This is a genomic window from Paenirhodobacter sp. (assembly GCF_041916475.1).
Classification (GTDB): domain Bacteria; phylum Pseudomonadota; class Alphaproteobacteria; order Rhodobacterales; family Rhodobacteraceae; genus Rhodobacter.
The window spans coordinates 1-21,991 of the sequence record NZ_JAYRZN010000001.1; the positions used below are offsets into that span (position 1 = coordinate 1).

Consider the following 21,991-nt stretch of genomic DNA (forward strand, 5'->3'; position numbering starts at 1 on the left):
AATAGTCCCATGTGGATCACTCCGTTGCCCCCGCCGCTCACCGCTTTGGGGGAAGGTTCACATGGCTCAGTTCTCAGTGAAAATTATGCGCCCAACCGGCTCAGTTCTGGGTGAAAATCAACACCTCGGCTTTCCGGATGGGCTCGCATGTGCCGATGTGCTGGTGTCCTCGATGCGGTTCCTGCGCGATCCGGATGGTGAGCACGCGCATGGCGTCGTCGTGGTCGAGGTGCTGGCGGTGGAGGGGGCGGCATGAAGGCCGGGCGGCTCACCGAGGTGATCGAGATCCAGCGCGCCACCAGCACGGTGAACGACGCGGGCACGCCGGAACAGACCTGGGCCGCGCTCGCCACGCTCCGCGCCGAGCGGCTCGATCCGAGCACGGCCGAGACGATCGAGGGCTACGGCGCTGGCGATACCGCGACCGTCGCCCTACGCGCCCGGTTCCTCGACGGCGTGACCAATGCCGACCGGGTGATCTGGAAAGGCGCGCCATGGAACATCACGCGCGTGGCCCCGATCGGCCGGCGCAAGGGCATCGAGCTTTATTGCGAGAGGATCGAACCATGAGAGGCGTGAAGCCGCATATCGAGATCGACCGGGGCGCGTTGCAGGAAACGCCGCCGCCCGACTGGCTTTCTGACGATGCGAAAGCGGAATGGCACCGCACCTTTCCGATCCTCTCCAAGCGCAAGATCCTGACCGAGGCCGACCTCGGCAGCTTTGAGAATTACTGCATGGCGATGGGCCTCGCCCGCGAGATGGAGCGCGAGATCCAGCGGCTCGGCGCGGTGCAGAAGGTCTACAAGATCGACAAGGATGGCAATTCGCTTCTGGTCAGCGTCCGGAAGAACCCGGCGGTATCGGTCCAGTCCGACGCGATGACGCGGGCGCGCCTCCTCGCCGCAGAGCTTGGCGCCACGCCAGTGAGCCGCTCGCGGCCGAGCGTCGAGGATAGCGAGGGCGATGATGATCTCTATGGCTGGGGCGCCCGCCAATGATGCGCCCTTCCTGGATCGACGAGCCGGAGGAAATCCCCGATCCGCTAGGCCGGGGCGAACTCGCGGTGACATGGCTGCGGCAGCTGAAGCACCCGAAGAGCCGCCTTCCCGGACGCGCCTTTCAGCTCGACCCGTGGCAGGAAAACGTGATCCGGCGGATCTATGGCCCGCGCAATCCGGACGGCACCCGGGTTGTGCGGCGCGTGGTGCTGCTGCTGCCGCGCGGCAACCGCAAGACCTCGCTTTGTGCCGCGATCACGCTGCTGCACCTGATGGGGCCGGAATGCGAGCCCGGCGGCCTGACCATCTCGGCCGCCTCGGCCCATGAACAGGCGATGGAACTGTTCAACGAGGCGGCTCTGATCGTCCAGAATGACAAGCGCCTTGAGAAGCATCTGAGCATCCGGGAATATGTCTCGCGGATCAGCTGCCCGAAGGCGCAGACGCGCTACATCGCAATTGCCTCTGACGGCAAGGTGCAACACGGCAAAACGCCGAGCGTGGTCATTGCCGACGAGCTTCACGCATGGGAGGGGCGCCCCGGCCTGAAGCAATGGGAGGCGCTCGATTCCGCGCTGGTGAAGGTGCCCGGCACGCTGATGATCGTTGCCAGCACCTCGGGCCGCGGCCAGGAGAACCTTGCCTGGAAGACGGTGGAATACGCCATCAAGGTTCAGAAGGGCGATATCGACGATCCTGCCACGCTTCCGGTGATCTTCATGGCCGAGCCGCAGGACGATTGGCAGGACGAGGACCTCTGGTTCGCGGTGAACCCGGGCCTGCCGCATGGCTATCCCGACCTCGATGCCTATCGCGACAAGGCCCGCAAGGCCGAGCATTCGCCGATGGATCGCGACAGCTTCCTTCAGTTTAACCTGAACCGTTGGCTCGACCAGTCCACGGCGCCGTTCGTCGAGATGCACGTTTACGATCAGGGCGCGCATGAGGTCGATCTTGATGACCTCGAAGCCGAGCAGGCGCCGTGCTGGCTCGGGGTGGACCTCTCGAAGAACGAGGACCTCACCGTTGTCGTGGCCGCATGGCGCGACGGCAACGGCTATCAGGTCTGGGCATGGTTCTTTTGTCCCGAGGACAACCTCCGGGCACGCGGTGAGCGCCATGGCGTCGATTACGTCGAATGGGCGAAACAGGGCCTGATCATTCCGACGCCCGGCAACACGGTCGATCTGCGCGCGGTCGAGGAGCATATTCGCGAGCTCTGCGCCCGGTTCAACGTGCGCGAGATCGCCTTCGATCCGACCTATGGCCGCTCGATGATGGCCGCGCTTTGCGAGGATGGCCTGCCTGCGATCGAGTTCCGGCAGGGCTGGGTCACGATGGCGCCCGCGGTGAAGGAGACAGAACGCGCGATCCTGTCGCGGGGCCTTCGCCATGGCGGTCACCCGATCCTGCGGTGGTGCTTCTCGAACGTCCAGGTGGAGACCGACAAGGCCGGGAACCGCATGTTCCATAAGGGCAAGAGCGGCAACAAGATCGACGGCGCGGTTGCGGCCGTCATGGCGGTGGCGCGGGCTGCCGCCGATGAGGGTGGGCTTTCGACCGCGGCCGAATGGTTCACTGACGAAATGTGGCTCGCATAGGGGGCAAGGATGAGCACTGCGGCGGATGAACGCCTGATCGTGATGCTGGAGGCGCGGATCTCGGAATTCGAGAAGCGTATGGCGCAGGCCGAAAAGCGCGGCACCAGGACGTATCAGGGCCTGCGGCGGGACTCGCGCTCCGCCACACGGCAGATGGAGGCCGATATGACCCGATCGGCGTCGAGCCTGAACAAGACCCTGTCCGGGATCACCGGCAAGATCGGCAGCTTTGGCGCGGCCTTCGCTGGCGGGCTGGTGGCCGGGATCGGCATCGAGGCCGTGCGCAGCAGCGTGGAAGCGGTGCAGCGCCTCGCGAAAGAGGTGGCGGAGGTTGGCAACCAGGCGCGGCGGGCCGGTGTCTCCGCGAAGGAGTTCCAGGAATGGGCGTGGGTCGCGCAGCAGAACCGCATCGAGATTGACGCCTTCACGGATGGCCTGAAGGAGATGAACCTGCGGGCAGACGAGTTCGCAGTGACCGGAAAGGGCTCGGCCGCCGAGGCCTTCCAGCGGCTGGGCTACAGCGCGGAGGAAGTGGGCAAGAAGCTGAAGGACCCTTCGGCGCTGATGCTGGAAATCTTCCAGCGCATGGAACAGCTCGACAAGGCCGCGCAGATCCGGATCGCGGATGAGCTCTTTGGCGGCACGGCGGGCGAACGGTTCGTCGAGCTCCTCGATCAGGGCGCGCAGAAGATCGCGGAGACCAAGCGCCAGGGTTCGGAGCTTGGCGTCGTCATGTCCGATGAGCTGATCGCCAAAGCCGAGATGCTGAACACGCAGTTCAACACGATCGCGACCACGGTCGGCGTTGCCCTGAAATCCGCGATCATCAGCGCGGCCGCGAGCCTGTCCGATTTCCTCGATGGTTTCCGCGAATTCCAGAACCAGCGCACCACAACGTTGCAGGACCGGCAGTCCGACATCATGCGCAACCGGGTCGAACTGAACGACCGGCTCAATACCGTGGTGCTGGATCGCGACAAGCAGAAGATCCGCGACAAGATCGCCGCGCTCAACAAGGAGGAGGATGAGATTATCGCCATCCTCTCGCAGCGCAACAGCGAGAGCACCTGGAAGCCAGACACATCGGGCTGGACGCCGCCCACGCCCACCGGAGCCGTTGTGACAGGCTCCTCGGGGAACGGCAACAAGTCCGGGAAATCGTCTTCGGTGAAATCGGCCGGCGACATGATTGCGGAGATCGCGCAGGAGACCGCAGCGCTCGACGCACAGACGCAGGCGTTCAATGATGCCGCTCTCGCTGGAAACCTCTATGGTGACGCGGCCGATTATGCCGCGATCAAGGCCAAGCTCCTCACCGCCATGCAGCAGGAGGGGATCCGGGTCACTCCGGAACTGGCGGCGCGCATTGAGGACGTAGCGCGCGCCTATGCGGCCTCCGCCGACGCCGCCGAGCAATCCCGGCAGAAGCTCGATGCCATGCAACAGGCTTCCGAGCGAGGCCGGGACGCAATCGGAGGAATATTCGGGGCGATGCTCGAAGGCGCCGATGCAACCAAGATGGCCATCGCGAACCTTCTTCTCGAAATCGCCAAGGTTCAGTTCACCAAGGGGATGATGGGGCTCATGGACGCCGGGGGCGGCGGGGGTATCGGAGCGGTGATCGGTAGTTTGCTTGGCTTCGCTGGCGGCGGTTATACCGGGGATGGCGGAAAATATCAGCCCGCAGGCGTGGTTCACCGGGGCGAGTTCGTATTCTCGAAGGAGGCCACGCGCCGGATCGGGGCCGGGAACCTCGAAGCCATGCATCGGCGCGCCAAGGGCTATGCCTCCGGTGGGCTTGTCGGCGGTGGCGGGGCTTCATCCAGTGCGGGGGGCGGATCGAGCCAAAGCCTCGGCATTGAAATGTCGTCTTCCCAGCTGATCCTGACCGACGATGGCAAGATCATGGCCACGGTCGATGCGCGGATCGTCGAATCCGGTCAGGCGCTCGCGGCCTCGATCCCGAGCCGGATCCAGCAATACAACCAGAACCCGAGGAGGCGCTGATGAGGGCGCTCGAGGATCAGCTCTGCGGCGTGCTGCGCGACCAGCTGCAGGGCAAGACCAGACGGCCCCCGGAGGCTGGCTCGTTGCTGTGGACGGCATTTCTGGACCTGTCGGAGCGGCGCGTGATCGGCATGGCTGGGCCACAACCGATCCAGTTTTCCGAGATCGAGGCCTATGCGAAGCTGATGTGCCTGCCGCTGGCGCCTCGGCATGTCCAGATCATTCTGGCGCTGGATGCCGTATGGCTCGATCGGGCCAACACGCGCAACAAAAACCCGGAGGGCGTCAAGACCCTTCCCCATGTGTCGGAACATCCAATCAGCGCAGCGTTGCTGGACATGGCATTCGGATGAACGGGGCGATGGCAAAAGCACGCCGAAAAGAAGAGCGGCGGAAGAGAGATGCGCGCCGTGGAAGGCTTGGGCCGGGCCGATATGATGCCTTGGTCGCGGAGCTGGTGCGCTGCGTGAAGCTGGCATTTGAGGCTGGCGCAACAGGCTCCCTGTTCGGGATGGAGGGGCCTTTGCGCCATGAGATCCGATCTGATCTCTGTTTGCAGGCATGGGGTTGGGCGGCGGCTGATCTGCTGGTGCGTGATCTGTTGAGCGATGTCTTCAATAAGGTTGGGGCCGAACGCCCCGCATGGAATGAAGGGCAGCCAGAATGGGTAATCGAATCCGGAACCCTGATCGAACGGACACGATGCGTAAACTGCTCCAGGCCTCTTCTCGATGGGAGAAAGAAGTTCTGCAGCGATCTCTGCGCGAACACGCACCACGCACGAGTGACATATCGGAAGGAAATGACAGAGGAGCGAATTCTCGCGACCGTGAGCCGCTGGATCTAAATCCGCGCTGCGAACAATGCGGGGATCTGCTTCCAAAAGGGTCAAGGTCGAGCCGGGTATACTGTAGCGACCAGTGTCAGCGCGACTCCGTTGGGAAACTCGTGCGCGCAGCCCGATCCGGCCGCCCCTGCACATGGTGTGGCGATCCAATCCCAGACGACCGTACGGCCAAGGCCAAATACTGCTGTAAACATTGCCAGGAGCAGGCATCTTATCAGCGTCGCGGACAGAATGATATCCGCGAGTGTCGCCAGTGCGGAAGCAGGTTCGTGCCGAAGAACAAGGGGCAGGCCTTTTGTTCTCGTCGTTGCTCCGACTTGGCGATCACGACACTGGAGCTCAAGACGTGCTATGGATGCGGGATCGAGTTTCGGCCGAAGAGCGCTGGCACGCGCTACTGTTGCCGCCGTTGCGCGACAAGGGATTTCTGGGCGCGAGGGATATTGCGCAGAAACCTGACCGCAGCACGCTTTGACGCGAGGTGGGGGTGATGGGTGTCCTCAATTTTGAGGAGACCCTTCCTCCAGCGCCAACAGCGCTTCGTCGCGCGCAGCTTGTTACCCCAGACGTTACCCCTAAGCAAAACCCCGCCTTTTTGACGGGGCTTTATGCTCTGTAACTAATTGTTTTTGTTGGTCGGGGCGGCGAGATTCGAACTCACGACCTACTGTACCCAAAACAGTCGCGCTACCAGGCTGCGCTACGCCCCGACTCGCCCCTTCCTACAGGCCACAGCCCGCCATTGGAAGGGCTCATTGACAGGGCCGGGCCGCCCGCGCGAGAGGGACTGCCGGATGCGACAGGACCGCACCGGGAGCGATGCCGAGCCGCTGCGCGAGGCCGCCGTTTATCTCCAGGACGAATTGCGCCGGCGCGCCGGAAGGAATCGGGGTCTCGTCGAGCGGCCTCGCCTTCGGATGCACCGAAATCACCCGCCCCGTTCCATCAAGGAACAGCATATCGAGCGGGATCAGCGTGTCATGCATCCAGAACGCGACCGGACGCTCCGATGGATAGACGAACAGCATACCCGCAGATTTCGCCAGCGCGTCGCGGTTCATCAGGCCCTGCGCGCGCTCGGCCTCGTCATCGGCAACCTCGACATGGAAGCTCGCCAAGGCCTTGCCCTCGGCAGAACTGATCAGCGCCAGATCGGGATGACAGGCAACCGGCGCGGCGGCAAGACCCCGCCCCAGCACCAGAAACACCAGAAGGCAGAGCGCCCGCGCCATGATCAGCGCTGGACCGCCACCTTGCGCACGGAAAGATCGGGGCCGCGGCCCGGCTCGCGCAGCGGCGGCACCACGCGCACGGCTTCGCGCGAGATCCCGGCATCCCAAGGCATCACCGCGACCGCCATCCGGCCCCGCTTACCTTCGATGATACGCAGAGAGACGGCCTCGCCCGAGGTCAGATCGGCCAGGCCAGAGCGGCGCAGAACCTCGACATGGACGAACACATCCTCCGCCTTGCCGAAGATATTGGCGAAGCCAAAGCCCTTGGCCTTGTCGAACCACTTCACGCGGGCAGGTTCGATCGGGAGCGTTTCGATCATCTCGAGCGGGGTGTTGCCCAGATCTTCGAGCTCGACCGAACGGTCTCCCTCGACCGGTGGCATCACCGCGAGCACCTCGACCGCCTGGCTGCCACGGGGCGTCGCCTGGACCAGCACCGTGATCCCGGCATTATCCGCGATGGAGCCCTGGCCGAAATTGCGCAGGACGTTGGCATGCAGAAGGATGTCCGACCCACCGGCCTCATCGACGATAAAGCCGAAACCCCGCGCAGGATCGAACCATTTGACCCGTCCTGTCACGGTACGTACGCCGGTTTTCGTATCGTTCATCTTATTCCGCCCAACTTGTCCCCAAGCGACACCAACCACCCTCGGACAAGTGTCACATGACTGAAGAAAGATTCAAGCGAAAAAGTAAGGAAATCCGGACCCCGATCGTTCGCGAAGCGTGAAATTATCACCCGAACAGCGCAAACAATTAAGGATTGAGCCGCGCAATGCGCCAATCAGACGCAAAATCGGACCGTTCCCATCGAAACCGGTCGTGCAGGCGAAAAGCGCCATCTGCCCAGAATTCGATCTCCAGCGGCGTGATCCGGTAGCCGCCCCAGAATGGCGGGCGGTTCGGCGCATGGCCATGGCGCGCCGTCACCCGCGCCACCTCGGCCATCAGCGCGCCGCGCGATTCCAGCGGCTGGCTCTGCCGCGAGGCCCAGGCGCCCAGCCGCGACTGCAGCGCCCGCGAGGAATAATAGGCATCGGCCTGCGCCCCCTCCTCCCGCGTCACCAGCCCGCGCACCCGGATCTGCCGGCGCAGGCTCTTCCAGTGCAGCACGAAGGCGGCCTTGCCGGCGGCCTCGATCTCCTGCGCCTTGCGCGAGCCGTAGTTCGTATAGAAGACGAAGGCTCCGCCCGACGGCATGTCGCGCCCCTCGATCTCCTTCAGCAGCACCATCCGCACATTGGGCAGGCCGGCCGGATCCACCGTCGCGAGGGCAATGGCGTTCGGATCGTTGGGCTCGCTCGCCTCCGCCTCGCGCAGCCAGGCCTGCGCGATCGCGAAAGGATCGTCGCCCTCGAAGATGCCGCCCCGGTCCGCCATGTCATTCTCCATTGCCGCGTTTAGCGCTGTCATGCAGCCTTGATGCCTTTGATTGTTTCGCCTAATGCTGGCGCACTTACCAGAGGGAAGCGGGGGTAACCTGACATGTCGAACACGCTTATGGCGGGCAAACGCGGGCTGATCATGGGCCTTGCCAATGACAAGTCCATCGCCTGGGGCATCGCCAAGGCCTGTGCCGATGCGGGCGCCGAGCTGGCCTTCTCCTACCAGGGCGAAGCGCTGAAAAAGCGCGTCGAGCCGCTGGCGGCGCAGATCGGCGCGGACCTTCTGGTGGAATGCGACGTGGCGAACCAGGACAGCCTCGATGCGCTGTTCGCCACGCTGAAGGACAAATGGGGCACGATCGATTTCGTCGTCCATGCGATCGGCTTCTCCGACAAGAACGAGCTGCGCGGCCGCTACATCGACACCTCGCCCGAGAACTTCAAGATGACGATGGACATCTCGGTGTTCTCCTTCACCGCCGTGGCCCGGCGCGCGGCAGACCTGATGCCGAATGGCGGCGCGCTGCTGACGCTGACCTATTACGGCGCAGAGCAGGTGATGCCGCATTACAACGTAATGGGCATCGCCAAGGCCGCGCTGGAATGCTCGGTGAAATACATCGCCGAAGATCTGGGCAAGGACGGCATCCGCTGCAATGCGATCTCGGCCGGCCCGATCAAGACGCTGGCCGCCTCCGGCATCGGCGATTTCCGCTACATCATGAAGTGGAACGAGCTGAACTCGCCCCTGCGCCGCAACGTGACGCAGGAGGAGGTCGGCAAGGCCGCGCTCTATCTGCTCTCGGATCTGGGCTCCGGCACCACGGGCGAAACGCTGCATGTGGATGCGGGCTATCATGTCGTCGGCATGAAGGCGGTGGATGCGCCCGATATCGACGTGGTCACGGGGCGCAAGGACTGAGATGACGATCGGGGCGCTGCTCGCCATCTATTTCGTCCAGCTCGCCGCGGCGATATCGCCCGGCCCGGCGATCCTGATGGCGGCGCGCATCGGCCTGCGCGAGGGCTTCGCGCGGGGGGCATGGCTCTCGGTGGGCATCGGCCTCGGCGCGTGCTTCTGGGCGGCGGCGGCGCTGTTTGGCCTGTCGGTTCTGTTCAAGGTGGCCCCTGCCCTTCTCACCGGGCTGAAATTCGCAGGCGCCGCCTATCTCATGTGGATCGCGGTGCAGATCTGGCGCCACGCCCCGGAGCCGCTGGCCGAAGGCGCCGCGGTGACGGCGCGCTCGGATCTCGGGCTGCTCTGGCTCGGGCTGTCGACCCAGCTTGCCAATCCGAAGCCCGCGGTGTTCTTCGGCACCGTCTTCCTGACCTTCCTGCCGCCCGATGCGCCGTTCTGGGCCTATCCGGCGCTGCTGCTGATGGTCTTTGTCAATGATACCGGCTGTGCGATGCTGGTGGCGCGGATCTTCTCTCTGGAGCGCACCCGGCGCGCCTATATGGGCCTGAAGACCGTATTCGAACGCGCATTCGGGGGGCTTCTGGCCCTCCTCGGTCTGAAACTCGCACTCACCTGAGGCACCCGATGATCGACAAGCTTCCGCATGAGAAAGGCTTTCACGTCAGCTGGGACCAGCTGCACCGCGATGCGCGCGCGCTGTCGTGGCGGCTCGATGGCCGCGGGCCGGACAACGGCGCTTGGCGCGCAATCGTGGGCATCACCCGCGGCGGCCTGGTGCCGGCGGCAATCGTCGCGCGCGAGCTGAACATCCGCGTGATCGACACGATTTCGGTCAAGGGCTACAACCACCAGACCCAGCATCCGCCACAGGTGATCAAGGCGCCGCAGGCCGATCTGATGGGCGATGGCGAAGGCATCCTCGTCGTGGACGATCTGGTCGATTCCGGCCGCACGCTGGAGCTGGTGCGCACGCTCTATCCCAAGGCGCATTTCGCCACCGTCTATGCCAAGCCCAAGGGCCGTGAGCAGGTCGATACCTTCATCACCGAAGTGAGCCAGGACACCTGGATCTTCTTCCCCTGGGATATGGCCTTGCAATATGTCCAGCCCTTCCGCGGCACCGATTGAGATGACCCTGCACCCGTTGAACCCCGCCCTCGCCCGCACCTTCGTCCCTCCGGTGATGGAGGCGCGGCGCTGGCTCGATGGCATCACCTTCCCGCCCGAACGCCCGCTGATCAACGTGAGCCAGGCAGCCCCGGTGGACCCGCCGCCCGAGGGGCTGCGCCGGGCCGTGGCCGAAGCCGCGCTCAACGATCCGGCGGCGCATCTCTATGGGCCGGTGCTGGGCATGGGCGCGCTGCGCGACGAACTGGCCGCGCAGCTCGCCGGGCTCTATGGCGGCGAGATTTCGGGCGCGCAGGTCGCGATCACACAGGGCTGCAACCAGGCCTTCTGCGCCACGCTGGCCACGCTCGCGGGCCCGGGCGACGAGGTGATCGTGCCGACGCCCTGGTACTTCAACCACAAGATGTGGCTCGACATGGCTTCGGTAAAGGCAGTGCCGCTGCCCGCCGGGCCCGGCCTGATCCCGGAGCCCGAGCGCGCTGCCGGCCTGATCACCGAGCGGACTCGGGCCATCGTGCTGATCTCGCCCAACAATCCGGGCGGGGCGGAATACCCGGCCGAGGTGGTGCGCGCGTTCTACACGCTTTGCCGCGACCGTGGCATCGCCCTGATCGTCGATGAGACCTACCGCGATTTCGACGGCCGCGACGGCGCCGCCCATGACCTGTTCCAGGAGCCGGACTGGGACCGCACCTTCATCCACCTCTACAGCTTCTCGAAGGCCTACCGGCTGACAGGGCACCGCGTGGGCGCCCTCGTCACCTCGCGCGCGCGGATCGCCGAGGTGGAGAAGTTCCTCGATACCGTGGCAATCTGCCCGAACCAGCTCGGCCAGATCGGTGCGCTCTGGGGCATGCAGAACCTCGCGCAATGGGTCGCCGGGGAGCGGGCCGAGATCCTCGCGCGCCGCGCCGCGATGGTCGCGGGGCTCAAGCGCCTTGAAGGCTGGACCACGCTCGGCTGCGGCGCCTATTTCGCCTATGTCGCGCATCCTTCGGCCGAGCCCGCCCCGGTATTCGCCCGGCGGCTGGTGCGCGAGGCAGGCGTGCTTTTGCTGCCCGGCACGATGTTCATGCCCGACGAAGATGTCTCGGGCCAGCGCCAGTGCCGCATCGCCTTCGCCAATGTCGATACCGCGGGCATCGCGGAATTGATGGCGCGGCTCGCTCAGCTGACGCCCTGAGCCTTGCGGCCCCGCAGCCAAAGCCATAAACAGCCGCAAAAGGCCTGAACTCGGGAGGATCCTGCATGTCGACCAAATTCCGCACCCACGGCAAGGGTGTCGTCGTCTGGATCCTGCTGGCGGTGATGGTGCTGGGCCTCGGCGGCTTCGGCGTCTCCAGCTTCGGCTCCGGCAAGCAGGTGGTGGGCTCGGTCGGCGATACCGTTATCTCGCTGAATGACTATGCCCGCGCGCTGCGTCAGGAAATGAACGCCGTGCAGCAGCAGCTGCGCCGCCCAGTGAGCATGGCCGATGCCAAGACCTTCGGCATCGACATGCAGGTCCAGAGCCGCCTCTTCACCGAAGCCGCGCTGACCGCGGAGGCGAACCGCCTCGGCCTCTCCATCGGGGATGCCGAAGTGGCGCGCCAGATCACCCAGGCCCCCGCCTTCCAGGGCGCGAACGGCAAGTTCGACCGCGAGACCTACCGGATGGTGCTGCGCCAGCAGGGCTTCACCGAGGGCGATTTCGAGAACCGGGTGCGCGATGATCTCTCGCGCTCCGTGCTGCAGGGGCTGGTGACCAGCGGCGTGCAGGCCCCGGCCGCCCAGACCAATGCCTATACCGCCTATGTGACCGAGAGCCGCCCGCTGTCCTGGGCGGAGATCGAGCCCGCGGATCTGGCGGCCCAGCCCGCACAGCCGACGGCGGAGCAGCTCAAGGCCTGGTACGAGGCCCATACGCAAGATTACATGCAGCCCGAGGCGCGGCAGATCAGCTATGTCTGGCTCACCCCCGACATGCTGAAGGACGAAGCCACCCCCGATGACGCCACGCTGCGCGCGATGTACGATCAGCGCATCGACGAGTTCAAGCAGCCCGAGCGGCGGATGGTGGACAAGCTGGTGTTCCCGAGCGACGCCGAGGCGGAGGCCGCGAAGGCGCGGCTGGAGGCCGGGCAGATCAGCTTCGAGGACCTGGCGCGCGAGCGTGGGCTCGACATCAAGGACATCGACCTCGGCGAGGTCTCGCGCGAGGATCTGGGCGCTGCGGCGGATGCGGTCTTTGGTCTCTCCGAGCCGGGCGTGGTGGGCCCGATCGCCACCGACCTGGGCCCCGCGCTGTTCAAGATGAACGGGATCATGACCGCCGAGGAAACCAGCTTCGAGGATGCCAAGACCGACCTCGCCGCCGAAGGCACCATGGACCGGGCGCGGCGGATGATCTCCGACATGTCGGCCGATCTCGAGGACCGCCTCGCCTCTGGCGCGACGCTGGAGGAAATGGCCAAGGAAACCCGGATGCAGCTCGGGCATATCGCAGTCTCGGGCGACAGCGCCGATGGCATTGCCGCCTATGAGAGCTTCCGCGATGCCGCGAAAGCCGCAACCGCGGAGGATTTCCCCGCGCTCGGCAACCTCGATGACGGCGGCGTCTTCGCGCTGCGGCTCGACGGGATCACCCCGGCGGCGCCGATCCCCTTCGAGCAGCTGCAGGAGCGCCTTGCCACGGACTGGACCGCGGCGGAGCTCGCCCGGCTGAAGCGCGCCCGCGCCGAGGAGATCGTGGCGGCAGTTTCCGCAGGCGCCGTGCTGGCCGATCAGGGCGTTCTGGTGAGCAATGCGGGCGCCGTGGAGCGCAATGGCTTCATCGAGGGCGTGCCGCCCGACCTGATCAAGACCGCCTTCGCCACTGCGCCCGGCAAGCCCGCCGTGCTGGATCAGGGCGGGCGCGTGTTCGTGCTGATCCCGGGCCAGCCGATTGCGGCCGATCCGAAGGACCCGGAGGTGGTGCAGCTGCACAATCAGCTCAGCCAGCGGCTGGCGCAATCGCTGGCGCAGGATCTGCTCACACATTTCGCCGCCGCCGCCGAAGGCGAGCTGGGCCTGAGCGTGAACAGCGCCGCGATCAACGCCGTCCAGGCGCAGATGCAGTAAGGAGACCGGGAATGGTTGCTCTATCGCCCTCCTTCGAGGAGTTCGAACGCGCCTGGGGCCGGGGTGAAAACCAGCTCGTCTATGCGCGGCTGGCGGCGGATCTGGATACGCCGGTCTCGCTGATGCTGAAGCTCGCGGATGCGCAGAAGAACAGCTTCATGCTGGAATCGGTCACCGGCGGCGAAGTCCGCGGGCGCTATTCGATTATCGGCATGAAGCCCGACGTGATCTGGGAATGCCGCGGCGAGCGCGCCCGGATCAACCGGCTGGCGCGGTTCGAGGAGCGGTTCGAGGACCTGCCCGGCCATCCGTTCGAAAGCCTGCGTGCGCTGATCGCCGAGAGCCGGATCGAGATGCCGGAGGGCCTCCCGGCCGCGGCCGCGGGCCTGTTCGGCTATATCGGCTATGACATGATCCGGCTGGTGGAGCGCCTGCCGGATGTGAACCCGGATCCGATCGGCGTGCCCGATGCGGTGCTGCTGCGGCCTTCGGTGGTGGCGGTGCTCGATGGGGTGAAGGGCGATGTGATCCTCTGCGCGCCCGCCTTCCACGGCACCGGCCTTTCCGCGCGGGCGGCCTATGCCCAGGCGGCGGAGCGGGTGATGGACGCGCTGCGCGACCTCGACCGCACCCCGGCCGACAGCCGCGAGATGGGCGAGGCCGCGCAGGTCGGCCCGCTGCGCTCGAATTTCACCGCCGAGAGCTACAAGGCCGCGGTGGAGAAGGCCAAGGAATACATCCGCGCGGGCGACATCTTTCAGGTGGTCCCAGCGCAGCGCTGGTCGGCGGATTTCCCGCTGCCGCCCTTCGCGCTCTATCGCAGCCTGCGGCGCACGAACCCCTCGCCGTTCATGTTCTTCCTGAATTTCGGCGGGTTTCAGATCGTGGGCGCCTCGCCCGAGATCCTGGTGCGGCTGCGCGAGGGTGAGGTGACGATCCGCCCGATCGCCGGCACCCGCCCCCGCGGCGCGACCCCCGCCGAGGACAAGGCGCTGGAAGAGGACCTGCTGGCCGACAAGAAGGAGCTGGCGGAGCATCTGATGCTGCTCGACCTCGGGCGCAACGATGTGGGCCGGGTGGCGAAAATCGGCTCGGTGCATCCGACCGAGAAGTTCACCATCGAGCGCTACTCCCACGTCATGCATATCGTGTCGAACGTGGTGGGGGAGCTGGCCGAGGGGCAGGATGCGCTCTCGGCGCTGCTGGCGGGGCTGCCCGCGGGCACCGTCTCCGGCGCGCCGAAGGTGCGTGCGATGGAAATCATCGACGAGCTGGAGCCCGAGAAGCGCGGCATCTATGGCGGCGGCGTCGGCTATTTCGCGGCCAATGGCGACATGGACATGTGCATCGCGCTGCGTACCGCCGTGGTGAAGGACCAGACTCTCTATATCCAGGCCGGGGGCGGCGTTGTCTATGACAGCGACCCGGAGGCCGAATTCCAGGAAACCGTGAACAAATCCAAGGCCCTGCGCAAGGCGGCCGAAGATGCGGGCCTGTTCGTGCGCCACGGCAACGGCTGAGCCCCGGGGCTCAGTCGCGCAGCTGGCTCGAGACCGGGGCGGGCGCCGCCTTCGCCCCCTCCTCCGCCCATTCGCGCAGCCCCATCACCGAGGCGGGCCAGGCGTGCAGCATCACCACAGCGCCTTCATTACGGTCGGCCTCTGCCGCGGCGCGGTCGAGCGCGCGGCCGATCTCGGCCTCCGAGCCCCGCCCCGCATCCAGCACCTTCCAGACCGAGGCCTCGGGCAGGCCATCGGCGCGGGCGATCTGCGCCGCGGCATTGGTGCCGGTGCCCGCCTGGGTCACCAGCGCCAGCCCCTCACGCGCCAGCGCCGGGACCATCGCCTGCGCCAGCAGGCGGTTGTTCTGGAAGGCCGGTTGCGGCGGCTCTACTACCGCGACCGCTTCGGGCACGGCGCGGCGCCAGGCTTCCAGCGCCACTTCGGCATCCTGCGCGGTCGCCCCGGTGGGCAGGCCCACGGCCAGGATCGCAACCTCCAGCCCCGCCGCATGATATTCGGCCGCCGCATCGGCGGCATCGGGTTGGGTCGGGTCGATCGCCACCGTCAGCGGCAGGCCGAGCGCCTTGATCGCCGCGCGGTCGAGCCCGCCTGCGGCAGTGCCCACATCGATCAGCACGATCGACAGATGCGGCCCGGCGGGGGCCGCAGCAGGTGCGGGCTCGATCTGCGGCAGCGGCTCCGATCCGATCGCGGGCAGCCGGTTCACCACCGTTCCGGGTGCGCCCTGCCCCGTCGCGAAGATGCGCGGGCCGGGGCCTGAAGGCGCATTGGGCATCAGCACGATCTCGCGGCCCGCGGGGCTCAGGCCCGGGCTCAGCGCCTCGCCGGGCGGCGGCACCGGCACCGGCGCCTCGGCGGCAGGCCCATCCACCGGCGCCTCCGGCGCGGCTTCGGGCACCGGCGGCACGAGCGGCGCCTGCGGCGCTTCGGGCCGGGCGGCCGGTGCGGGGGCAGCCGCGACCAGCGGCATGGTGACTGCGGGTTCCGAGGGCGCCACGGGGGCGGCCGTGGCCACCGGCGCGGCCTCGGCCTGCGGGGCGGCGGGCGCTCTGTCTCCCGCACCGCGGGCGAATTCGGAGGCGGCGGGCACGGAGACGGCATCGGGCGCCGAGCGCGCCGGAGCCTCTGGCGCGGCAGGCTGGCGCGCGTCGGGCGCCTGCGTCACGAGGGGCTTCGTTTCCGGCGCGGGCGCCGCGGCGTGGGCGGCCTCCGGCGTGGGCGCCACAACAGGTTTGGCGGCCGGCGGTTTGGCCACGGGCGCGGGCGCCACAACCACTGCGGGAGGCGCCGGGGGCACGGGCGCTGGCGCCTCGGCCGGGCGCTGAGGCAGGTTCGCGGCCGGCCCCGTGGGCAGCGGCGCGAGCACCGACAGCGCCCCCAGCCCCAGCACCGCGACCAGCCCGCCGGTGCCGAGCCCGGCCATCAAACCTCGAACCATGTGCTCGCCCTCTCAATTCATCGCGACACCGTTTCCGCGGGGCTGAATCCGCCCTCCGGGCCTTGACCCCGGCGCGCCGCTCTGACCATCTATAGCCCGACGTTTGGCCCGGTTCATCCCCCGAAATCGGCGCCTGAAAGGAAAGCCCATGCTGCTGCTCATCGACAACTACGACAGCTTCACCTACAACCTCGTGCACTATTTCGGCGAGCTGGGCGCCGATGTGCGGGTCTGGCGCAACGATGCGCTGGATGTGCAGGAAGCGATGGGGATGGGCGCGGAGGCGATCGTGCTCTCGCCGGGGCCCTGCGATCCGGCGCAGGCGGGGATCTGCCTGCCGCTGACGCTGGCTGCGGCGGAGGCGGGCGTACCACTTCTGGGTGTGTGCCTCGGCCATCAGACCATCGGCGAAGCCTTCGGCGGTAAGGTCGTGCGCGCGGGCGAGACGGTGCATGGCAAGATGGGCTCCATCCATCACGCGGGCCAGGGCCTGTTTCGCGGCCTGCCCTCGCCGTTCCAGGCGACCCGCTACCATTCGCTGATCGTGGAGCGCGAGAGCCTGCCCGACTGCCTGGAGGTGACGGCCTGGCTCGACAGCGGCATGATCATGGGCCTGCGCCACAAGGAGCGGCTGATCGAGGGCGTGCAGTTCCACCCGGAATCCATCGCCTCCGAGCATGGCCACCAGATGCTGCGCAACTTCCTGACCGAAGCCAAGGTGAAGGTGACCGCATGAGCGCGCTCAAACCCCTGATCGGCATCGCCGCCGAGCGGCCGCTGACCCGCGCCGAAGCCGAGGCCGCCTTTGCCACCTTCTTCGAGGGCAGCGCCACCCCCGCGCAGATGGGCGGCTTCCTGATGGCGCTGCGCACCCGCGGCGAGACGGTGGACGAGATCGCAGCCGCGGCCGCGGTGATGCGCGCCAAGATGAACCGCGCCCGCGCGCCCGAGGGCGCGATCGACATCGTCGGCACCGGCGGCGATGGCAAGGGCACGCTGAACATCTCCACCGCGGCGGCCTTCGTCGTGGCGGGCGCGGGCGTGCCGGTGGCCAAGCATGGCAACCGCAACCTGTCCTCGAAATCGGGCGCGGCGGATGCGCTGAGCATGCTCGGGCTCGATGTGATGAAGGGCGTCGAGGCCGCGGAGCGCGCGCTCAGCGAGGCGGGCATCGGCTTTCTGATGGCGCCGGTCCATCACCCCGCGATGCGCCATATCGGCCCGACGCGGGTCGAGCTCGGCACCCGCACGATCTTCAACCTGCTCGGGCCGCTGACCAATCCGGCCGGGGTGAAGCGGCAACTGACCGGCGCCTTTTCGCGGCAGTGGCTGCGGCCGATGGCGGAGGTGCTGGGTCAGCTCGGCTCCGAAGCCGCCTGGCTCGTGCATGGCTCCGACGGCACCGATGAGCTCGCGATCGGCGGGGTGAGCTGGGTCGCGGCGCTGGAAGGCGGGCAGATCCGCGAATTCGAGGTCCATCCGGAGGATGCGGGCCTGCCGGTGCACGGGTTCGAGGAGATCCTGGGCGGCGAGCCTGCGGAGAACGCGCGCGCCCTCACCGCGCTGCTGGAGGGCGCGACCGGGGGCTACCGCGACGCGGTGCTGCTGAATTCGGCCGCGGCGCTGGTGGTGGCGGGCAAGGTCCCGGGGCTGAAGGATGGGGCCAGGATGGCAGCGGAGAGCATCGATTCCGGCGCGGCAAAGGCGAAACTCGAAGCCCTGAAGCGGGTAGCGGCATGAACATTCTGGACAAGATCAAGGCCTACAAGCTCGAGGAAATCGCGGCCGCAAAAGCCGCGCGGCCGCTCTCCGGCATCGAGGCCGAGGCCCGCGCGCAGGACCCTGCCCGCGGCTTCGCCCGCGCGCTCGCCGCGAAGGCCCAGGCGGGCTACGGGCTGATTGCCGAAATCAAGAAGGCCTCGCCCTCCAAGGGCCTGATCCGCGCCGATTTCGACCCGCCCTCGCTCGCGCGCGCCTATGAGCAAGGCGGCGCCGCCTGCCTCTCTGTGCTCACGGATACGCCGTCGTTCCAGGGCGCGCCCGAATTCCTCCGCGCGGCGCGGGCGGCCTGCGCGCTGCCGGCTTTGCGCAAGGATTTCCTCTACGATACCTATCAGGTCGCGGAAGCACGCGCCTGGGGGGCGGATTGCATCCTGATCATCATGGCCTCCATCGAGGACAGCCTCGCGGCCGAGCTGGAGGATGCGGCCTTCGGCTGGGGCATGGATGTGCTGATCGAGGTCCATGATGCGGCCGAGCTCGACCGGGCGCTGCGGCTGAAATCCCCGCTCGTGGGCGTGAACAACCGCAACCTCAAGACCTTCGACGTGACGCTGGACACCACCCGCCAGCTGGCGCCGACGATCCTGGCCGAAGGCCGCGATCTCGTCTGCGAGAGCGGCATTTTCACCCCCGCCGATCTGGCCGAGATGGCGCAGGTGGGGGCGCGGCGGTTCCTGATCGGCGAGAGCCTGATGCGGCAGGCGGACGTCGCCGCCGCGACCGAGGCGCTGCTGGCATGAGCCTGACGCATTTCGACGCCGCCGGGCAGGCGCATATGGTGGATGTCTCGGACAAGGCCGTGACGGCGCGCGTTGCCGTCGCCGAAGGTGCGGTGGTGATGGCCGCCGAAACGCTCGCCCATGTGCAGGCGGGCACGGCGAAGAAGGGCGACGTGCTGGGCATTGCCCGCATCGCCGGGATCATGGCCGCGAAGAAAACGTCTGAGCTGATCCCGCTGTGCCATCCGCTGCCGATCACGAAGGTGTCGCTCGAGCTGGAGCCCGATCCGGCGCTGCCGGGCGTGCGGATCACCGCGACGGTTAAGACTACCGGCCAGACCGGAGTGGAGATGGAGGCACTGACCGCCGTCAGCGCCGCCGCGCTCACGGTTTATGACATGCTGAAGGCCGTCGAGAAGTCCATGCGGATCGAAGGGATCCGCGTGGTGCTGAAGGATGGCGGAAAATCCGGGAGATACGAGGCATGACCCCCGTCGCCGAGGCGTTGGAGCAGGTTCTGGCGCTGGTGGCGCCGCTCGCGGCGGAGCGGGTGCCGCTGCGCCGGGCGCTTGGCCGGGTGCTGGCGGAGCCGGTGGTGGCACAGCTGACGCAGCCGCCGTTCGACGCCTCGTCGATGGACGGCTACTGGATTTCCGCTGCGGATCACCGCCCCGGCGCGGTGCTGCGGGTGGAGGGCGAGGCTGCTGCGGGCCGGGGCTGGGCCGGGGCGGTGGCGCCGGGCCAGGCGGTGCGGATCTTCACCGGCGCCCCCTGCCCCGCTCCGGGCGGCGTGGTGCTGCTGCAGGAGAACGTGCTGCGCGCGGGCGACACGATCACCCTGCCCGAGACCCTCTCCGACAATGACAACATCCGCCCGCGCGGGCAGGATTTCGGCGAAGGCGCGCCGTTCCGGCCCAACCGGGCGCTGACGGCGCGGGACATCGGCCTGATCGCGGCGATGAATGTGGCGGAAGTGGCCGTGCACCGCAGGCCCGTGGTGGCGGTGATGGCCACGGGCGACGAGCTGGTACAGCCCGGCGAGACGCCCGGCCCCGACCAGATCATCTGCTCGAACAGCCTGATGCTCGCGGCGATGATCGAGGCGGCCGGCGCGGAGGTGCGGCTGTTGCCGATCGCGCGCGACACGGCGGAGAGCCTGCGCTTCACTTTCAGCCTCGCGGAGGGCGCGGACCTCCTCGTTTCCTCGGGCGGCGCCTCGGTTGGCGATCACGACATCGTCGGCGAGATCGCGGCCGAGCTCGGCTTCGAGCGCAGCTTCTGGCGTATCGCGATGCGGCCGGGCAAGCCGCTCATGGCCGGGCGCATGGGCGCTGCGGTGATGCTGGGCCTGCCGGGCAATCCGGTCTCGGCGGCGGTATGCGCGAAGCTGTTCCTGCTGCCGATGCTGGCGCGCATGCAGGGGCTGGACGGGCGGCCGGTGCCGCAGCAGGCCGTTCTGGCCAAGGATGTGGGCCCCGCGGGCCCGCGGGCGCATTACATGCGCGCGATGCTGATCCCGGGAACGCCGCCCAAAATCATCCCGGCGGCGAGCCAGGATTCGGCGCGGCTGGGGGTTCTGGCCGAAGCCGATGCGCTGTTGATCCGGCCGCTGGGCGACGGGCCGCGCCAGGCGGGCGAGTTCGCCGAGTATCTGCCGCTCTAGCCCGCCAGCAGATCCCGGGCCGCGGCACGCGCGGCCTCGGTCACCTCGGCACCCGAAATCATCCGGGCGATCTCGTCGATCCGCGCCTCGGGCGCGAGTGCCACCACGCGCGAGGTGGTCATACCTTCGGCCACGGATTTCTGCACCCGGAAATGATGCCCGCCGCGAGCCGCGACCTGCGGCGAATGCGTGACCACCAGCACCTGCGCAAGCTCGGCCAGTTGCGCGAGGCGGCGGCCGACGGCATCGGCGGTGGCCCCGCCGACACCACGGTCGATCTCGTCGAAAATCAGTGTGAGCGCATCGGCACCACGCGCCAGAACCACCTTCAGCGCTAGCAGGAAGCGCGACAGCTCGCCCCCGGAGGCGATCTTGTCGAGCGGCCCGGCCGGGGCGCCCGGGTTGGTGGCCACGGTGAAGGCCACGGTATCGATGCCTTCGGGGCCGGGCTCTCCCGGCGCCACCTGGGTCACGAAGACCGCGCGTTCGAGCTTCAGCGGCGCAAGCTCCGCGGCCATCGCCGCATCGAGCAGGCCCGCCGCCCGGCGCCGCGCTTCGCCAAGCTGCTCCGCCGCGCCGCGGTAGCTGCGCTCCGCGGCGACCAGCTCCGCCTCCAGCGCCGAAATACCCTCTTCCCCAGCATCGAGCGCATGCAGCCTCTCGCGCAGGGCGGCCGCCAGGCCGGCCAGCTCATCGGGCGCCACGCCATGCTTGCGCGCCAGCGCGCGCAGCGCGAACAGCCGCTCCTCGGTCTGCTCCAGCTGGCGCGGATCGAACGAGAGCGCATCGAGCGCGGTTTCCACCCCGGAGGCCGCCTCGCCGAGCTCGATGAGCGCCCGGTCCAGCGCCGCCAGCGGCGCCTCCAACCGGCCATCGGCTCGGTCCGCCGCGCCCTGAAGCCAGCGATCCGCATCGCGCATCGCGCCCTCTGCCCCCTCCGGCCCGAGCGCCTGAAGCGCGCGCGCCACATCGGAGCGGATCCGTTCGGCCGCCTGCATCGCGCGGCGGCGGGCATCGAGCTCCGCTTCCTCACCCGCCACCGGCGCCAGATCATTCAGCTCGGCCACGGAATGGCGCAGGAAATCCTCCTCGCCCTTCACGGCGGCCAGCTGCGCGCGCGCCGCCTCCAGCTGCCGCGCGAGCCCCGCCCGCCGCGCCCAGGCCGCCCGCACCGGGGCCAGATCGTGGCCCGCGAAGGCATCGAGCAGCGCCCGGTGCCCGCGCGCATTCAGCAACCCGCCATCGTCGTGCTGGCCATGCAGCTCCACCAGCGTCGCCGAGACCGCGCGCAGCACCTCGCCCGAGGCGCGGCGATCGTTGATCCAGGCGGTCTTGCGCCCATCGAGCGCATTGACCCGGCGCAGGATCAGCTCCTCGCCGGATGGGATCCCGGCCTCTGCCAGGACCGCGCGCGCCGGATGCCCCTCGGGCAGCTCGAAAACCGCCGTCACCTCGCCCTGCTCGGCGCCCTTGCGCACCAGCTCCGCGCGCCCGCGCCAGCCCAGCACGAAGCCCAGGCAATCCAGCATGATCGATTTGCCCGCGCCGGTCTCCCCCGTGAGCACATTCAGCCCTGGCCGGAACGTCAGTTCCAGCCGGTCGATCAGCAGCATGTCGCGGATGTCGAGCGTGCGCAGCATG

The 21,991-nt window shown here is 67.7% G+C and carries 23 protein-coding genes and 1 tRNA gene; 18 read left to right on the forward strand and 6 right to left on the reverse strand.

Annotated features, from left to right (window positions below; all coding sequences use genetic code 11):
- Nucleotides 1-61: 61 nt before the first annotated feature.
- From ACOMG5_RS00005 to ACOMG5_RS00035, 7 genes are read left to right on the forward strand one after another with little or no spacing between them, the layout of a single operon-like run.
- Nucleotides 62-256: a hypothetical protein gene (locus ACOMG5_RS00005; protein ID WP_420341715.1), complete on the forward strand. Its 195-nt coding sequence runs from the start codon at nucleotides 62-64 to the stop codon at nucleotides 254-256.
- On the forward strand, nucleotides 253-570 hold the full coding sequence (locus tag ACOMG5_RS00010) for a phage head closure protein (RefSeq protein WP_420341716.1): 318 nt from the start codon (nucleotides 253-255) through the stop codon (nucleotides 568-570). The genes ACOMG5_RS00005 and ACOMG5_RS00010 overlap by 4 nt, the downstream gene beginning before the upstream one ends.
- Nucleotides 567-1,001: a phage terminase small subunit P27 family gene (locus ACOMG5_RS00015; RefSeq protein ID WP_420341717.1), complete on the forward strand. Its 435-nt coding sequence runs from the start codon at nucleotides 567-569 to the stop codon at nucleotides 999-1,001. Before ACOMG5_RS00010 ends, ACOMG5_RS00015 begins: the two co-directional genes overlap by 4 nt.
- A complete protein-coding gene (locus ACOMG5_RS00020) occupies nucleotides 998-2,602 on the forward strand; it encodes a terminase large subunit (RefSeq protein ID WP_420341718.1) in 1,605 nt (534 codons plus the stop codon). The genes ACOMG5_RS00015 and ACOMG5_RS00020 overlap by 4 nt, the downstream gene beginning before the upstream one ends.
- 9 nt (nucleotides 2,603-2,611) lie before the next feature.
- On the forward strand, nucleotides 2,612-4,609 hold the full coding sequence (locus tag ACOMG5_RS00025) for a phage tail tape measure protein (protein WP_420341719.1): 1,998 nt from the start codon (nucleotides 2,612-2,614) through the stop codon (nucleotides 4,607-4,609).
- Nucleotides 4,609-4,962: a phage tail assembly chaperone gene (locus ACOMG5_RS00030; protein WP_420341720.1), complete on the forward strand. Its 354-nt coding sequence runs from the start codon at nucleotides 4,609-4,611 to the stop codon at nucleotides 4,960-4,962. Before ACOMG5_RS00025 ends, ACOMG5_RS00030 begins: the two co-directional genes overlap by 1 nt.
- An 8-nt stretch (nucleotides 4,963-4,970) precedes the next feature.
- Nucleotides 4,971-5,456 (forward strand): hypothetical protein, encoded by a 486-nt coding sequence (locus ACOMG5_RS00035; protein WP_420341721.1) that lies wholly within the window; start codon nucleotides 4,971-4,973, stop codon nucleotides 5,454-5,456.
- 633 nt (nucleotides 5,457-6,089) lie between these two features.
- Here ACOMG5_RS00035 and ACOMG5_RS00040 read toward each other — a convergent pair.
- From ACOMG5_RS00040 to pdxH, 4 genes are all read right to left on the reverse strand, one after another.
- Nucleotides 6,090-6,166, reverse strand: a tRNA-Pro gene (locus ACOMG5_RS00040).
- Nucleotides 6,167-6,208: 42 nt separating this feature from the next.
- Complete coding sequence (locus ACOMG5_RS00045) at nucleotides 6,209-6,688, reverse strand: DUF192 domain-containing protein (protein WP_420341722.1); 480 nt, start codon at nucleotides 6,686-6,688, stop codon at nucleotides 6,209-6,211.
- A gap of 2 nt (nucleotides 6,689-6,690) precedes the next feature.
- Nucleotides 6,691-7,302 carry a cold-shock protein gene (locus ACOMG5_RS00050; protein ID WP_420341723.1) on the reverse strand — a complete coding sequence of 204 codons (612 nt, stop codon included), beginning with the start codon at nucleotides 7,300-7,302 and terminating at the stop codon, nucleotides 6,691-6,693.
- Between the two features lie 148 nt (nucleotides 7,303-7,450).
- Complete coding sequence (gene pdxH, locus ACOMG5_RS00055; protein ID WP_420341724.1) at nucleotides 7,451-8,074, reverse strand: pyridoxamine 5'-phosphate oxidase; 624 nt, start codon at nucleotides 8,072-8,074, stop codon at nucleotides 7,451-7,453.
- Nucleotides 8,075-8,179: 105 nt separating this feature from the next.
- On the opposite strand from pdxH, the gene fabI reads away from it, so the two are divergent.
- The 6 genes from fabI to trpE all read left to right on the forward strand — a co-directional run bounded on the left by fabI (nucleotide 8,180) and on the right by trpE (nucleotide 14,745).
- Nucleotides 8,180-9,001, forward strand: a complete 822-nt coding sequence (gene fabI, locus ACOMG5_RS00060) for an enoyl-ACP reductase FabI (protein WP_420341725.1) — start codon at nucleotides 8,180-8,182, stop codon at nucleotides 8,999-9,001.
- A 1-nt stretch (nucleotide 9,002) separates the two neighbouring features.
- Nucleotides 9,003-9,614: a LysE family translocator gene (locus tag ACOMG5_RS00065; protein WP_420341726.1), complete on the forward strand. Its 612-nt coding sequence runs from the start codon at nucleotides 9,003-9,005 to the stop codon at nucleotides 9,612-9,614.
- Nucleotides 9,615-9,622: 8 nt separating this feature from the next.
- On the forward strand, nucleotides 9,623-10,126 hold the full coding sequence (gene gpt / locus ACOMG5_RS00070; protein WP_420341727.1) for a xanthine phosphoribosyltransferase: 504 nt from the start codon (nucleotides 9,623-9,625) through the stop codon (nucleotides 10,124-10,126).
- 1 nt (nucleotide 10,127) lies between these two features.
- Nucleotides 10,128-11,309, forward strand: a complete 1,182-nt coding sequence (locus ACOMG5_RS00075) for an aminotransferase (RefSeq protein ID WP_420341728.1) — start codon at nucleotides 10,128-10,130, stop codon at nucleotides 11,307-11,309.
- A 65-nt stretch (nucleotides 11,310-11,374) separates the two neighbouring features.
- Nucleotides 11,375-13,225, forward strand: coding sequence for a SurA N-terminal domain-containing protein (locus tag ACOMG5_RS00080; protein WP_420341729.1), 1,851 nt, complete (start codon nucleotides 11,375-11,377; stop codon nucleotides 13,223-13,225).
- 11 nt (nucleotides 13,226-13,236) lie between these two features.
- Nucleotides 13,237-14,745, forward strand: coding sequence for an anthranilate synthase component I (gene trpE / locus ACOMG5_RS00085; RefSeq protein WP_420341730.1), 1,509 nt, complete (start codon nucleotides 13,237-13,239; stop codon nucleotides 14,743-14,745).
- Between the two features lie 10 nt (nucleotides 14,746-14,755).
- Here the strand turns inward: trpE and ACOMG5_RS00090 are convergent, their stop codons facing one another.
- Complete coding sequence (locus ACOMG5_RS00090) at nucleotides 14,756-16,186, reverse strand: divergent polysaccharide deacetylase family protein (protein WP_420341731.1); 1,431 nt, start codon at nucleotides 16,184-16,186, stop codon at nucleotides 14,756-14,758.
- A gap of 148 nt (nucleotides 16,187-16,334) precedes the next feature.
- On the opposite strand from ACOMG5_RS00090, the gene ACOMG5_RS00095 reads away from it, so the two are divergent.
- From ACOMG5_RS00095 to ACOMG5_RS00115, 5 genes are read left to right on the forward strand one after another with little or no spacing between them, the layout of a single operon-like run.
- A complete protein-coding gene (locus ACOMG5_RS00095) occupies nucleotides 16,335-16,922 on the forward strand; it encodes an anthranilate synthase component II (RefSeq protein WP_420341732.1) in 588 nt (195 codons plus the stop codon).
- Nucleotides 16,919-17,926, forward strand: a complete 1,008-nt coding sequence (gene trpD / locus ACOMG5_RS00100) for an anthranilate phosphoribosyltransferase (RefSeq protein ID WP_420341733.1) — start codon at nucleotides 16,919-16,921, stop codon at nucleotides 17,924-17,926. The genes ACOMG5_RS00095 and trpD overlap by 4 nt, the downstream gene beginning before the upstream one ends.
- Nucleotides 17,923-18,708, forward strand: coding sequence for an indole-3-glycerol phosphate synthase TrpC (gene trpC / locus ACOMG5_RS00105; RefSeq protein WP_420341734.1), 786 nt, complete (start codon nucleotides 17,923-17,925; stop codon nucleotides 18,706-18,708). Before trpD ends, trpC begins: the two co-directional genes overlap by 4 nt.
- Nucleotides 18,705-19,175: a cyclic pyranopterin monophosphate synthase MoaC gene (moaC, locus tag ACOMG5_RS00110; protein WP_420341735.1), complete on the forward strand. Its 471-nt coding sequence runs from the start codon at nucleotides 18,705-18,707 to the stop codon at nucleotides 19,173-19,175. The genes trpC and moaC overlap by 4 nt, the downstream gene beginning before the upstream one ends.
- The gene (locus tag ACOMG5_RS00115) at nucleotides 19,172-20,350 is read left to right on the forward strand and encodes a molybdopterin molybdotransferase MoeA (protein WP_420341736.1); all 1,179 of its coding nucleotides are present in this window, start codon (nucleotides 19,172-19,174) and stop codon (nucleotides 20,348-20,350) included. The genes moaC and ACOMG5_RS00115 overlap by 4 nt, the downstream gene beginning before the upstream one ends.
- On the opposite strand, the gene recN is transcribed toward ACOMG5_RS00115, so the two are convergent.
- On the reverse strand, nucleotides 20,347-21,990 hold the full coding sequence (gene recN, locus ACOMG5_RS00120; protein WP_420341737.1) for a DNA repair protein RecN: 1,644 nt from the start codon (nucleotides 21,988-21,990) through the stop codon (nucleotides 20,347-20,349). The two genes, ACOMG5_RS00115 and recN, sit on opposite strands and share 4 nt — an antisense overlap.
- Nucleotide 21,991: the final 1 nt, after the last annotated feature.